Origin of the sequence: Nonomuraea maheshkhaliensis, assembly GCF_039529435.1 — a bacterium.
GTDB lineage: Bacteria > Actinomycetota > Actinomycetes > Streptosporangiales > Streptosporangiaceae > Nonomuraea > Nonomuraea maheshkhaliensis.
The window spans coordinates 33,225-47,351 of record NZ_BAAAMU010000080.1; the positions used below are offsets into that span (position 1 = coordinate 33,225).

Genomic DNA, 14,127 nt, shown 5'->3' on the forward strand with positions numbered 1-14,127 from the left:
GACTGACAGCGCTGTCTGAACCATCGCGGGAGGCTCGTCGTGAGAAACCCCCTCCTCCTGGCGGCCGTGGTCGCCGTGACGCTGGTGTCCGCCGGGTGCGGCGGCTCCGGCTCGTCGTCCTCGGGCGAGGTACGGCTGCGGATGATCGAGAGCCTGACCAGCCCGGAACGTACGAAGCTCATCAAGTCCCTGATCGCCGACTTCGAGAAGGCCAACCCCGGCGTCACCGTCGAACTCGTCTCCCCGCCCCTCGACAGCGCCGACCAGAAGATCACCCAGATCCTGCAGACGAAGAAGGACCTGGACGTGCTGGAAGTGCGCGACCACACGGCCAAGTCCTTCTCCAACAACGGCTGGCTGGCCGAGCTGCCCACCACGGACTGGGCCGGCTGGCCGGACCTGACCGAGCTGGCCCAGAAGAAGGCGGTCGAGGTCGGCGGGAAGCCCTACCTGATCCCGTACGGGTTCTACCAGCGGACCCTGTTCTACCGGACCGACTACGGCATGACCAAGCCCCCGGCCACCTGGCAGGAGCTGTACGAGGCGGGCAAGCAGATGACCTCGGGCGACCGCTTCGGCTACTCGTTCAGGGGCGGCAAGGGCGGGGCCGACTACGCGGTGATGATGATCAGCGCGTACAACGGTGAGGCCCTGGATCCTGAGAAATCCTTCTATCTGAAGGACAAGCGGACGATCTTCTCGACCCCGGAGGCCGCCCAGGCCCTCGACCTCTACGTGAAGATCTTCAAGGAGGCGTCGCCCCCCGACTCCGTCTCCTGGGGCTACCCGGAGATGGTCCAGGGCTTCACCTCGGGCGTCACCGGCATGCTCATCCAGGACCCCGAAGTGATCAAGACGGTCGAGGAGAGCGGAGTCACGGCCTGGTCCACCGCCCCCATCCCCAAGGGCCCCAGCGGGTATGCCTACCAGCCCGTCGGCTACGCCGGCTGGGGCGCGACCTCCTTCACCAAGCACCCGAAGGAGGCGGTCAAGCTGGTGCAGTTCCTGTCGGAGGCCAAGCAGAGCATCGCCTTCGCCAAGGGCAACTCGCTCATCCCGATCTCCAAGCAGGCCCAGAGCGACCCGCAGTTCTCGCAGGGCGCGTGGAAGGCGTACCTGGAGGCGCAGCAGGACCCCAAGCAGGTGATCACGATCAGGCCGGTCGACTACCCCGGCTGGAGCCAGTTCCTGGTCGACTCCGACCGTGATGTCCAGGCCCTGATCACCGGCAAGAAGAGCACGGCCGAGGTGCTGAAGGCGTGGGACGCCTTCTGGGCGGACCAGGCCAAGAAGGTGTCGTGAACCGCGCCTTCACCGTCCGCAGGGCCCGGTTCATCGCGCTGTGCCTGCTGCCTGGCGTGGTGTTCGTGGTGCTGTTCACGTACTACCCGATGATCCGCGGCGCGGTGATCGCGTTCCAGCGCTACAACCTGTTCGACCTGACCTCGACGCCCTTCGTCGGCCTGGAGAACTTCCGGGCCGTCCTGGGGGAGGACCGGTTCTGGACGGCGCTGCGCAACACCGGCACGTGGGTCGCCGTGTCGCTGTTCTTCCAGTTCTTCCTCGGCTTCGGGCTGGCGCTGCTGCTGCGGCGCCACTTCCGGGGCCGGGGGCTGTACCAGGCGTGGGTGTTCTTCCCCTGGGCGATGTCGGGGTTCCTGATCGGGCTGCTGTGGCGGTGGATGTTCAACGGCCAGTTCGGCGTGATCAACGACCTGCTGCTGAAGGCGGGGCTCATCGACGGGCGCATCGGCTTCCTGGCCACGCCGGGCTGGGCGATGACCTCGGTAATCGTGGCCAACATCTGGTACGGCGTCACGTTCTTCGCCATCATGATCATGGCCGCGCTGCAGTCGGTGCCCAAGGAGCTCTACGAGGCGGCCTCCGTCGACGGGGCCTCCCGGCTGCGCCAGTTCTGGCACGTCACGCTGCCGCACATCAGGCCCACTCTGGCGCTGATCGTGCTGCTGCGGATCATCTGGATCCTCAACTTCCCCGACCTGATCTACTCGATGACCGGCGGCGGCCCGGCCGGCAGCACCGACATCATCACCACGTTCCTCATCCAGCAGGTCATCGGCGGCGACTACGGCCGGGCGGGCGCGGTCGGCCTGCTCATCCTGGGCCTGCTGCTGGCCTTCAGCGTCTTCTACCTGAACGCCACGAGATTCGAGAAGGCCCGATGAGGCGGCTCGCGCTCGCGGCCAAGGTCGTCGTGCTCGGCGCCTGGCTGCTGATCACCCTGTTCCCGCTGTACTGGATCGTCGTCACCTCGCTGAAGCCCAAGCCGGAGATCTTCTCGGTGCCGCTGCGGTACTGGCCGGCGAACCCGACCTTCGAGCACTACGCGGAGCTGTTCTCCTTCGCCGACTTCGGCGCGTACCTGCTCAACTCCCTGCTCGTCTCGCTCTCCGCCGCCGCGGCGGTGACCGCGATCGGCGTGCTGGGGGGCTACACGCTGGCCCGTTTCGCCTTTCCCGGGCGCGGCATGCTGATGCTGGCGTTCCTGGTCACCCAGATGATCCCGCTGTTCATCGCGCTCGGGCCGCTCTACCTGCTGATGTCCGACCTCGACCTGCTCAATCGCCTGTCGGGGCTGATGCTGGTGTACGTGGCCATGCTGGTGCCGTTCGCCACCATCATCATGCGCGGCTTCTACGAGCGGGTGCCGGTGGCGCTGGAGGAGGCCGCGCAGGTGGACGGCGCCTCCCGGCTGGTGGCGATGGTGCGGGTGGTCATCCCGGTGATGCTGCCGGGGATCGCGGCCACGTTCATCTTCGCGTTCGTGCAGTGCTGGAACGAGCTGTTCCTGGCGATCACGTTCATCGACAGCGAGGACGCCAAGACGATCCCCGTGGCCATGAACTCCTTCATCACCCAGTACGACATCGACTGGGGCTCGATGGCCGCGGCCACGGTCGTGTCGGTGGTGCCCACGCTGGTGCTGTTCGCCGCGATCCGGCGCTATATCGTCGAAGGGCTGACGGCGGGAGCCGTAAAGGGGTGATTGGGATAGCCGACCGCTCATCGCGCCATACGGACCTTTCACCGCAGGCCATCCCCAACTAATCGCCCGCCCACAGCGGCTCGGCGAACAACCCTCCTTCGGATCTCCACGACAGGTAGGTTGCGCTCTTACGTTGGGCGTGATCCGCATCACAGTGGAGGTCTCGTGACGACACAAGAACATGACGCATCGGTCTATGAGCAAATGCAGGAGAGCAGTGAGTTCCAGGAACTGAAACGGCGTTTCCGCCGCTGGACTTTTCCCATGACCGTGGCGTTCCTCGTGTGGTACCTGCTCTACGTGGTGCTGTCCGGCTGGGCGCGCGGGTTCATGGCCATCGAGCTGATCGGTGAGATCAACGTGGGGCTCGTCTTCGGGCTGCTGCAGTTCGTCTCGACGTTCCTCATCGCGTGGGCGTACGCCAGGCACGCGGAGAAGGCGCTCGACCCGATCGCCGACAAGCTGCGCCACGAGGTGGAGGAGAAGACCCAGTGACCTCGACGACCCTGGGGATGATCCTCTTCCTCACCTTCGTGGCCGCCACCCTGGCGATCACCTTCTGGGCGAGCCGTCAGACCAAGACGGCCGCCGACTACTACGCGGGCGGCCGGTCGTTCAGCGGCGTGCAGAACGGCCTGGCGATCGGCGGCGACTACATGTCGGCCGCGTCGTTCCTCGGCATCGCGGGCATCATCGCGCTGTCCGGTTACGACGGGTTCCTGTACTCCATCGGGTTCCTGGTCGCCTGGCTGGTGGCGCTGCTGCTGGTGGCCGAGCTGATGCGGAACTCCGGCAAGTTCACCATGGCCGACGTGCTGGCGTTCAGGATGAGCCCGCGCCCGGTCCGCACGGCGGCCGGCGTGTCCACGATCGTGGTCAGCATCTTCTACCTGCTGGCGCAGATGGTGGGCGCGGGCGCGCTGGTCGGCCTGCTGCTCGGCATCGACAGCCCGGCCGGCAAGGCGTGGACGATCGTCGGCGTCGGCGCCCTCATGATCGTGTACGTGGTCTTCGGCGGCATGAAGGGCACCACCTGGGTGCAGATCGTCAAGGCCGTGCTGCTCATGAGCGGCGCCGCCCTGGTGACGCTGCTGGTGCTGGGCAAGTTCGGCTTCAACCTGTCGGCCCTGCTCGGCCAGGCCGCCACGGTCAGCGGCCCCAAGGCCAATCCCGAGTCCTTCCTCAGCCCGGGCCTGAAGTACGGCACCGAGGCCCAGGGCCTGGCGGGCAAGATCGACCTGATCAGCCTGGGCCTGGCCCTGGTGCTGGGCACGGCGGGCCTGCCGCACATCCTCATCCGCTTCTACACCGTTCCCACCGCGAAGGACGCCCGCAAGTCGGTCCTGTGGGGCATCGGCATCATCGGCGTCTTCTACCTCCTGACCCTGGTCCTCGGCTTCGGCGCGGCGGCGCTGGTCGGCAAGACGGCGATCGCCGAGGGAGACGCGGCGGGCAACACCGCGGCGCCGATGCTGGCGCAACGGATCGGTGAGGAGATCTTCGGCTCGGTGGGCGGCACGATCCTGCTGGCGCTGATCGGAGCCGTGGCCTTCGCCACGATCCTGGCCGTGGTCGCCGGACTCACGCTGGCATCCTCCTCCAGCTTCTCGCACGACCTGTACGCGCACGTCTTCAAACGCGGCCAGGCCAGCGAGCGCCAGGAGGTCGTGGTGGCCCGCATCTCCGCCTTCGTCATCGGCGCCGCCGCGATCGGCCTGGGCATCCTCGCCCAGGGCCAGAACGTGGCGTTCCTGGTGGCGCTGGCCTTCGCGGTGGCGGCCTCGGGCAACCTGCCGGCGATCCTCTACAGCCTGTTCTGGAAGAGGTTCAACACGGCCGGCGCGGTCGCGGCCATCTACGGCGGTCTGGTCTCCGCGCTGGTGCTGGTGATCTTCTCGCCCGTGGTGTCCGGCGGCCCGACGGCGCTGTTCAAGACGGCCGACTTCGCCATCTTCCCGCTGAGCAACCCCGGCATCGTCTCCATCCCGCTGGGCTTCCTGTGCGGCTGGATCGGCACCGTGCTCAGCAAGGAGTACAACGCGGCCAAGTACGCCGAGATCGAGGTCCGCTCGCTCACCGGCGTCGGCGCGGAGAAGGCGTCGAAGCACTGACCCTTCCCGACCACGGCGGGGCCTGATCAACAGGACCCGACGACCAACAGGGCGCCCGTACCCCCCTGCCCCTGGGGCGCCTGCCCGATGAGGGGCCGGCCGGACTTCCCGGCCGGGCCCTCTCGCGTGTGCGGGATCGACCGCGGGGCAGGCGGCGTCGGCCGTTCCGCAGGCGTTCCACACCGTCGCACCTCCTTAACGACAAGGAAACGCAGTGAAAGGAGTGGTTGACGTTTTTTCTGCGATATGGGTACGTTCTCAGATGTGTGAACGTTGCCACACTGGCCTGGCGCCACGTGGCCGTCATCAGCATGCTTGATGCCCCGCTTGATCAGTGTGGAGGCGAAACCCCCCATGAGAACCCCGCTCGTCCGCTGGTCGGTGCTGTCGGTGTCGCTGGCGCTCGCGCTCACCTCCTGTGCCAGGGGCACCGGCGGAGCGTCGGCCCCGGCCCCCTCGGCCGGCCAGTTCAACCCCGGCGCGACCTACTCGGGCACCATCTCCGCGATGGGCTTCGGCGCGACCGACGAGATCGGGAGCACCCGCGTCGACCTGGCCAAGAAGGCGCTCGGCGGCGCTGACGTGAAGCTCGTCGAGGGCGATCTCGACATCCAGCAGTTCCTGTCGTCGGTGGCGGCGGGCGACCCGCCTGACCTCATCTACGCCAACCGCGACCAGATCGGCACCTTCGCCTCGCGCGGCGCGATCATCCCCCTGACCGCGTGCGTCCAGGGCGAGCGGATCGACACCTCGATGTACAACAAGGACGCGCTGAGCCAGGTGACGTTCGGCGGCGAGGTGTGGGCCATCCCCGAGTTCAACCAGGTCCAGATCACCATGGCCAACGCCGACCTGCTCAAGGACGCGGGCCTGACCATCGCGGACGTCAACGGCTCCGACTGGGACAAGATCACCGCCGCGGCGAAGAAGCTGCTCAAGGCGCCGGGCGGCAGGCTCCGGGTGATCGGCTACGACAGCAAGCTGCCGGAGTTCCTGCCGCTGTGGGCCAAGTCCCTCGGCGCCGACCTGCTCTCGGCCGACGGCAGGACCGCGCAGCTCAACTCCCCGCAGGTGGTCAAGGCGCTGGAGTTCGCCGTCTCCATCTACGACGCGCAGGGCGGCTTCGCCAAGGTCAAGGCCGTGCGCGACGCGGCCGACTTCTTCGGCAAGGGCAACCAGTTCGCCGGCGACGAGCTCGGCGCGATGCCCATGGAGCAGTGGTACGTCAACGTGCTCAACGACGTCTCGCCCAAGGCGCCCATGGTCTTCGACACCTTCCGCACGCCCGAGGGCAAGCCGCTGGCCTACTCCTCCGGCCCGTCCTGGGCCATCCCGAAGGGCGCCGAGAACCCCGGCGCCGCCTGCCGCTTCGCCAAGACCATGACCCTGGTCGACACGTGGAAGGCCGCCGCCCAGGCCCGGCTGGACAAGCGCGAGGCGGACGACAAGCCGTTCACCGGCATCCTCACCGGCATCCTCACCGGCAACGTCAAGGCCGACGAGGAGATCGAGAAGCTGCTCACCTCCGGCGGCGAGCCGTGGGACTCCGGCGTGAAGGCCTTCTACGAGGCCAACGACAACACCTTCAGCCTGCCCGCGAACCCGGCCGACAAGGAGTTCAAGGACGCCTGGCAGGGCGCGGTGAACCGGGTGCTCAACGGCCAGGACGAGCCGAAGGCCGCACTCGACCGGGCCCAGCAGGAGGCCCAGAAGGCGCTGGACGAGGCATGGGCCGGCTGGACGAAGCGTACGAACTGAGATGTCCCGCTCCCGTACCAGAGCCTCGCGCCGGCGGTCGTTGCAGTGGATCGAGACCAGGGCGGCGCTGCTGTTCATCAGCCCGTGGATCCTCGGGTTCCTGATCTTCACCGCGTGGCCCGTGATCAACAGCGCGTACCTGTCGCTGACCGACTACGACGTCATCAACGACCCGTCGTTCGTCGGCTTCGACAACTACGTGACCCTCTTCGAGGACCCCAAGGTCGGGCTGGCGCTGCGCAACACGTTCCTGTTCACCGTGATGTCGGTGCCCACCCAGCTCGTCGTCTCCCTCGGGCTGGCGCTGCTGCTCAACAGCGCCGCCCGGGCCACCGGCTTCTTCCGCACCGCCTTCTTCCTGCCCAAGATGACCCCGCCGGTCGCCATCGGCATCCTGCTGCTGATGCTGTTCAACGGCCAGAGCGGCCTGATCAACGGCCTCCTCGGCGTCTTCGGCATCGACGGCCCCGCCTGGACCACCGACCCCGGCTGGGTCAAGCCCGGCTTGGTGCTGATGAGCCTGTGGACCGTCGGCGCTTCGGTGGTCATCATCCTGGCGGCCCTGCGCGGCGTGCCCCAGGAACTGTACGACTCCGCCCTCGTGGACGGCGCCGGCTGGTGGAAGCGCACCCTGCGGATCACCGTGCCGATGATCAGCCCCACGCTGTTCTTCCTGTTCATCGTGGACAGCATCAACGCCCTGCAGTCCTTCACCGAGGCGTACACCGCCTTCTTCGGCGCGGGCAACACGACTTACAGCAACGACGCCGCGCTGTTCTACGCGATCTACCTGTTCCAGCAGGCCTTCGAGTTCCTGCACATGGGCTACGCCTCCGCGCTGGCCTGGCTGCTGTTCGTCGTGATCATGGCGATCACCGGCGTGCAGATCCTGGTGACCAGGCGGTTCGTCCACTACGAAGGAGGCAACCCGTGAGGCGGGCCAGGCGGATCCTGACCTACACCGTGCTGGGCGCGTTCACCGTCGCGTTCGTCTACCCGTTCGTCTGGCTGCTCAGCGCCTCCTTCAAGCCGCGCAGCGAGGTGTTCGACCACCGGATCCTGCCCGAGACGTTCACCTTCGACAACTACATCCGGGTGTGGCAGGAGGCGCCGCTGGCGCTGTGGCTGGTCAACACGCTGCTGGTGACGGTGCTGGCCGCCGTCGCGGTGACCGTCACCAGCGCCATGGTGGCCTGGGGCTTCGCCTACTTCCGCTTTCCCGGCAGGGGGCCGCTGTTCGGCCTGCTGCTGGCCACCATGATGCTGCCCGGCGCGGTCACCATGGTGCCGGTGTTCCTCATCTGGAACTCGCTCGGCATGGTCGGCACCCTGACGCCGCTGTGGGCCCAGAACCTGTTCGGCAGCGCGTTCTACATCTTCCTGCTGCGCCAGTTCTTCCTCGGGCTGCCGCGCGAGCCGTTCGAGGCGGCGAAGATGGACGGGGCGAACAACTGGAAGATCTTCACGAAGATCGCGCTGCCGCTGTGCCGGCCGGCGATCGTGGTGACGCTGCTGTTCGAGTTCCAGGCGGCCTGGACCGACCTGATGCGCCCGCTCATCTACCTGCGCGACTCCAGCACGTTCACCGTGCCGCGCGGGCTGAAGGCGCTGCTCGACCAGTTCGGGTTCGGCGGCGAGTGGCACTGGGAGATCGTCATGACGGCCAGCGTGATCACCACCATCCCCATGATCATCCTGTTCTTCCTCGGCCAGAAGCACTTCGTGCGCGGCATCGCCACCACCGGCAGCAAGGGATGAACGACCACCCCCGCCCAGCTCATCACGACGATCGAGGCATCCGGCCGACCCATGCGCATCACCACCACTGACACCGCTCACCACCTGGACAGCGGCCACTACCGGCTGACCGTCTCCCGCACCGACCCCAGCGCCGAGCTCGAAGGCTGGATGACGCTCAACCTGCTCGCCTCGGTCAGCACCGCGGCCGGGCGCGACGAGACGTACGAGACGCTGCCGCCTGTCCTTGCCGAGCGCGGCGACACGGTCGTCTTCGACTTCCCGCAGCGCACGACCGGGTGGGAGGCCAAGACGGTCCGGCTGACCTGCACCCCCGAGACCATCGCGCTGGAGGTGCGGGTCGAGGGGGACGGCGTGCTCAGCGACGTGACCCTCATGGGCGGCCGGGCCGTGCTCAACACCGGGGCGTCGGGCACGTTCAGAACGGGCCTGCACGCGCGCGGCGTCTTCAGCCCCACGCCCGCGCACCCGATCCAGGTCGTGCGGCCCCTTTCCGTCCCGGTCGCGCTCACCGTCGTCGGCGACGCCTCGCCGGGGCGGCTGCACGCCGTCTTCTCCCCGCCGCCGCTGGTCCTGGCCTTCGGCAAGGAGGCCCCCGCCGGCGCCACCGACGTGCCGGGCGGCGAGTGGCTGGGCGCCTCCGTACGCGCCGGGATCGCCGAGCTGACCTTCACCGAGCTCGCGTACGAGCCGCTGGACGGCGGGGCGCTGCTGCGGTTCGACTACGAGTGCCACACCGAGGTGCGCGGGGCGTGGACCTCTCCGGCCGTCGTGTTCCGCGCCGCCGCCTCGCCCTGGGAGGCGATCACCCACCACCGCGACGACCTCGTCGCCCACGGCCTGGCACCGCGCGGGCCCGCACGGGAGCGGCACGCGTGGTGGAGCGAGCCGATCTTCTGCGGCTGGGGCGCCCAGTGCGCCAGGGCCGCCGGCCGCTCGCCGGTCGAGCTGTCCCGGCAGGATCTGTACGACGAGTGGCTGGCCAGGATCGAGGAGCACGGCATCGTGCCCGGCACGATCGTGATCGACGACCGCTGGCAGCTCACCTACGGCGACCCCGAGCCGGACCAGGCCAAGTGGCCCGACCTGAGCGCGTGGATCGCCGCCAGGCACGCGCGCGGCCAGCGGGTGCTGCTCTGGTGGCGGGCCTGGTCGCCGGAGGGGCTGCCGGCGCAGGAGTGCGTGACCGACGCCGGCGGCCGGGCCGTGGCCGCCGACCCGTCGAACCCGGCCTACCGGCGGCGGATCAGGGCCGTCATGGAGCGCCTCCTGGGCGATCTCGGCGCAGACGGCTTCAAGGTCGACTTCACCCAGTGGTCGCCCAGCGGCGCGCACCTGAAGGCGTACGGCTCCGCCTGGGGCCCGGCGCTCCTGCACGAACTGCTCGCCACCCTGTACGACCTCGCCAAGGCCGTCAAACCCGACTCCCTCATGATCACGCACACTCCGCACCCGGCCTTCGCCGACGTCAGCGACATGATCAGGCTCAACGACGTGCTGGAGTACGACGTCGCCGGCGACCTCGTCCCCGCCGTCGACCAGCTCCGTTACCGCCATGCCGTGGCCGCTCGCGCCATGCCGGGCCACCTGATCGACACCGACCAGTGGCCCATGCCCAGCCGCGCCGACTGGCTCGCGTACGCCGAGGTCCAGCCTGAGCTGGGCGTTCCCGCCCTGTACTACGTGGAGTCCATCGACAACACCGGCGAGCCGATCACCGGCGCCGACCTGCGCCGGGTGGCGGAGTGGTGGCGGGGATGAGGCGTTCCCGGGCATGGGCTGTGGGAACGATTCCGGATAGGATGCGGCGTCGTGAGGATGGAAGTCATCGAAGTCGCGCCCGGGGTGCTCCGCGTCGAGGACACCTGTCACGTCTACGTCGTCAGGGCTCCCGGCCGGCCGGGTGAGGAGCGTACCGGGATCGCGATCGACTTCGGCTCCGGGCGGGTGCTCGACCTGCTCGACGAGCTCGGCCTCGATCGCATCACCGACGTGCTGATGACCCACCACCACCGCGACCAGGCGCAGGGCCTGCACCGGGCGGCCGCGGCGGGCGTCGCCGTTCACGTGCCGCCGGTCGAGCGCGACCTGTTCGAGAAGGTCGGCGAGATGTGGCAGGGGCGCCAGATCCTCAACGACTACGACCTGCGCGACGACCGCTTCTCCCTGCTCGACCCCGTGCCGGTGGCGGGCGTGGTGCCGGAATACCGGACGGCCAGATACGGCGGGGTCGATGTGCGTGTCCTGCCCACGCCGGGGCACACGCCGGGCTCGGTCACGTACGTGGTCGGCCGGATCGCCTTCACCGGCGACCTGATCTACGCCTCCGGCAAGGTGTGGTCCCTGGCCGCCACCCAGTGGTCCTACACCGAGAACGAGGGCCCTGCCATGGTCGTCATCAGCGCCGAGCTGCTCCAGCGGGAGGAGCTCGACGTGCTGCTGCCCTCCCACGGCGACCCGATGACGGAGCCGAAGGACGCGCTCGCCCGGCTCTCGACGGCGATGCAGCGGTACGTGGACTTCCGCCGCCCCCACCCCTGGGACGTGCGCGGCCTGCTGGAGAACCCCTTCATCCAGGTCACGCCGCATCTGCTGATGAACAGGAGCAGCCAGTCCTACAGCTACGTGCTGCTGTCGGAGTCCGGCGCGGCCATGGTGTTCGACTTCGGCTACGACATGTCCACGGGTCTGGTCAAGAGCACGGCCCGCGAGGCCAGGCGGCCGTGGCTGGCCTCGCTGCCCGCGCTGCGCGAGCACTACGGCGTCACCGACGTCGAGGTGGCCGTGCCCACCCACTACCACGACGACCACGTGGCGGGCATGCCGCTGCTGCGCGACGTCGAGGGCACCGAGATCTGGGCGCCGTCCCACATCGCGCCCATCCTGGCCACGCCGCTCCACCACGACCTGCCCTGCCAGTGGTTCGACCCCATCCCCGCCGACCGGGTGCTCGGGCTGGGGGAGACGGTGCGCTGGCGCGAGTACGAGATCACGGTGCACGACCTGCCGGGGCACACGTTGTTCGCGGCGGCGTACGAGTTCGAGGTGGACGGGCACCGGGTGCTGGTGACCGGCGACCAGCAGGACGGAATGGGCATTCCGGAAGAACGCCAGGAGATCCTGAATTTTCAGTACAAGAATAGATTCCAGATCGAGGACTACCGGAAGAGCGCCGCGCTGTACCGGCGCCTGCGCCCCGACCTCATGGTCAGCGGCCACTGGCGGCCCCGCTGGGTGGACGACGACTACCTGCGCCACCTGACCGGACGAGGGGAGGAGCTGGTGGCGCTGCACCACGACCTGCTCCCGCTCGACCGGCTCGACCTCGGCGCCGACGGGGTGCTGTGCCGACTGACGCCGTACTATACGAGCGTCCCCGCGGGCGGCGAGGTCGTGCTGACGGCCACCGTGCGCAACCCGTGGCCGGACAAGGCCGTCGCGACCATCGAACCGGTGGTTCCGGCCGGCTGGAGGCGCGAACGGGGATCACTGACGCTCAAGCTGCCCGCGGGGGGCGTGGAGCAGGTGCATCTCCGTCTCGGCGCCGACACCGTGCCGCGACGCCGCGTTCGTCTCGCAGTCGACCTGACCATCGGCGACCTGCGGCTCGGACAGCACGCCGAGGCGCTGGTGGACGTGGTACCGGAAGGGAACACATGACCGTAGAACGGCGCAGCACTCCCCTCAGCCGTTCCCGCCGTCCCACGATCAAGGACGTGGCCGAGGCCGCCGGCGTCTCGCGCTCCACCGTCTCGCGGGCGCTGACCGGGCGCGGCTACGCCGCCAGCGACGTTCGCGAGCGCGTCCTGCGCGCCGCCGCCGAGCTGGGCTACGTCCCCGACGTCATGGCCCGCACGCTCAAGCAGCAGGTCAGCCGGTCGGTCGGGATCCTGGTGAGCGATCTGCGCAACCCGTTCTACGCCGAACTTGCCGCCGGGGCCAGCAGCGAGGCCCGCGAACGCGGCTACACCATGGTGCTGTTCGACACGAGCCTGTCGGCGCAGGCCGAGAGCGAGGCCGCCGAGGCGCTGGTCGCCCTCCGGGTGGCCGGCGTCATCGTCACGCCTACCTCGTCGGCCGTGTCCACCTACCTGTCCTCCCACGGCATCCCGGTCGTCGAGGTGGACCGGCAGTTCGCGGCCGGCTCCACCGACGGCGTGGTGGTCGGCAACCGCGTCGGCGCCCGCACCGCCACCGCCCATCTGGTCGGGCTGGGCCACCGCAGGATCGCGCTGTTCATCGACGAGACCGACTGGACCACGGGCTACGAGCGCCACCAGGGCTACCTGGAGGCGCTGTCGGCCGGCGGCATCACGGTCGATCCCGATCTCGTCGTCTCCTCCGGCTGGGACGTCGCCGACTCCCGCCGCAGGGCCCTCGACATCCTGCGCGGCCCCGACCGCCCGACCGCCGTCTTCACCGCCAACAACGTGCTCGCCGAGGGCGTCTGGCGGGCGATCCACGAGCTCGGGCTGCGCGTGCCCGCCGACATCAGCCTCGTCGCGTTCGACGACGCGCCGTGGATGAGCATGGTCTCGCCGACGGTCAGCGCGGTCTCGCAGGACACCTTCAACCTGGGCGCGACCTCGGTGCGCCGGCTCGACGAGCGGATCGAGCGGCCCGAGTCCGACTCCGTCACGACCGTGCTCAACGTGCGGCTCGTCCAGCGCGAATCCACCGCGCCGCCGCCCGCGCTCTGACCTTTCCGGCCTGGCGCGCGTTGACCCATGGGGAAAATTCCACCTAGGATCCGTGTGGGAACGATGTCACAGCGGATGTGGCGGCCGTTCCCTTCGGAGGTCCCGCCGGAGGTCCCATGCAGCACGATCGTCCCGCCGTCCTGTCGCTCGACATCGGCGGCACCAAACTCGCCGCCGGCGTGGTCACCGGCGACGGCCTGATCCACGGCTGGCAGGTCGCCCCCACCCGCAGGGACGAGGGGCCGCGGCGCGTCCTGGACCGGCTGTTCGACCTGGGCAGGAAGGCGGTCGCGGAGGCCGGGCTGCCCGAGGTGGCCGCGGTCGGCATCTCCTGCGGCGGACCGCTGGACACCAGGACCGGCGTGCTGGAGTGCCCGCCGCACCTGCCGGGGTGGATCGACGTCCCCGTCGGGGCGATGGCCTCCGAGGCGTTCGGCGTCCCTTCCGTGCTTGAGAACGATGCCACGGCCGCGGCGCTGGGCGAGTTCCGGTACGGCGCGGGGCGCGGCACCAGCACCATGCTCTACCTCACCGTCTCCACCGGCGTCGGCGGCGGCTCGGTCATCGGCGGACGCCTGCACCGGGGCGCGGCGGGCAACGGCGGCGAGCTGGGCCACGTCATGGTGCGGCCGGGCGGGCGCGGGTGCTCGTGCGGCCGGCTGGGCTGCCTGGAGGCGTACGCGTCCGGCACCGCCATCGCCGAGCGCGCCCGGGAGGCCATCGCGGCCGGCCGGCCCTCGTCGCTGTCCGCCCTGGGGCGGCCGGCCCCCCGGGGCGGCCCCGGCCGGCGGGG

12 protein-coding genes are annotated in these 14,127 nt (G+C 69.3%); all 12 read left to right on the forward strand.

The window, feature by feature from the left end; genetic code table 11:
* Window positions 1–39: 39 nt before the first annotated feature.
* Window positions 40–1,302, forward strand: coding sequence for an ABC transporter substrate-binding protein (locus ABFX54_RS38305; RefSeq protein ID WP_346111675.1), 1,263 nt, complete (start codon window positions 40–42; stop codon window positions 1,300–1,302).
* Window positions 1,299–2,186 (forward strand): carbohydrate ABC transporter permease, encoded by an 888-nt coding sequence (locus ABFX54_RS38310; RefSeq protein WP_346111676.1) that lies wholly within the window; start codon window positions 1,299–1,301, stop codon window positions 2,184–2,186. Before ABFX54_RS38305 ends, ABFX54_RS38310 begins: the two co-directional genes overlap by 4 nt.
* Window positions 2,183–3,007: a carbohydrate ABC transporter permease gene (locus tag ABFX54_RS38315; protein WP_346111678.1), complete on the forward strand. Its 825-nt coding sequence runs from the start codon at window positions 2,183–2,185 to the stop codon at window positions 3,005–3,007. Before ABFX54_RS38310 ends, ABFX54_RS38315 begins: the two co-directional genes overlap by 4 nt.
* 264 nt (window positions 3,008–3,271) lie before the next feature.
* Window positions 3,272–3,502, forward strand: a complete 231-nt coding sequence (locus ABFX54_RS38320; protein ID WP_428834618.1) for a DUF485 domain-containing protein — start codon at window positions 3,272–3,274, stop codon at window positions 3,500–3,502.
* Window positions 3,503–3,519: 17 nt separating this feature from the next.
* The gene (locus ABFX54_RS38325; RefSeq protein ID WP_346111690.1) at window positions 3,520–5,118 is read left to right on the forward strand and encodes a solute symporter family protein; all 1,599 of its coding nucleotides are present in this window, start codon (window positions 3,520–3,522) and stop codon (window positions 5,116–5,118) included.
* A 354-nt stretch (window positions 5,119–5,472) separates the two neighbouring features.
* The gene (locus ABFX54_RS38330; protein WP_346111680.1) at window positions 5,473–6,876 is read left to right on the forward strand and encodes an ABC transporter substrate-binding protein; all 1,404 of its coding nucleotides are present in this window, start codon (window positions 5,473–5,475) and stop codon (window positions 6,874–6,876) included.
* Window position 6,877: 1 nt separating this feature from the next.
* Window positions 6,878–7,810 carry a carbohydrate ABC transporter permease gene (locus tag ABFX54_RS38335; RefSeq protein WP_346111681.1) on the forward strand — a complete coding sequence of 311 codons (933 nt, stop codon included), beginning with the start codon at window positions 6,878–6,880 and terminating at the stop codon, window positions 7,808–7,810.
* Complete coding sequence (locus ABFX54_RS38340) at window positions 7,807–8,634, forward strand: carbohydrate ABC transporter permease (RefSeq protein WP_346111682.1); 828 nt, start codon at window positions 7,807–7,809, stop codon at window positions 8,632–8,634. Before ABFX54_RS38335 ends, ABFX54_RS38340 begins: the two co-directional genes overlap by 4 nt.
* A 51-nt stretch (window positions 8,635–8,685) precedes the next feature.
* Complete coding sequence (locus ABFX54_RS38345) at window positions 8,686–10,395, forward strand: alpha-amylase family protein (RefSeq protein ID WP_346111683.1); 1,710 nt, start codon at window positions 8,686–8,688, stop codon at window positions 10,393–10,395.
* 57 nt (window positions 10,396–10,452) lie between these two features.
* Window positions 10,453–12,294, forward strand: coding sequence for an MBL fold metallo-hydrolase (locus ABFX54_RS38350; RefSeq protein ID WP_346111691.1), 1,842 nt, complete (start codon window positions 10,453–10,455; stop codon window positions 12,292–12,294).
* A complete protein-coding gene (locus tag ABFX54_RS38355) occupies window positions 12,291–13,334 on the forward strand; it encodes a LacI family DNA-binding transcriptional regulator (protein ID WP_346111684.1) in 1,044 nt (347 codons plus the stop codon). Before ABFX54_RS38350 ends, ABFX54_RS38355 begins: the two co-directional genes overlap by 4 nt.
* Before the next feature lie 116 nt (window positions 13,335–13,450).
* Window positions 13,451–14,127 (forward strand): ROK family protein (locus tag ABFX54_RS38360; RefSeq protein WP_346111686.1); only part of this gene is annotated, 677 nt, incomplete at its 3' end.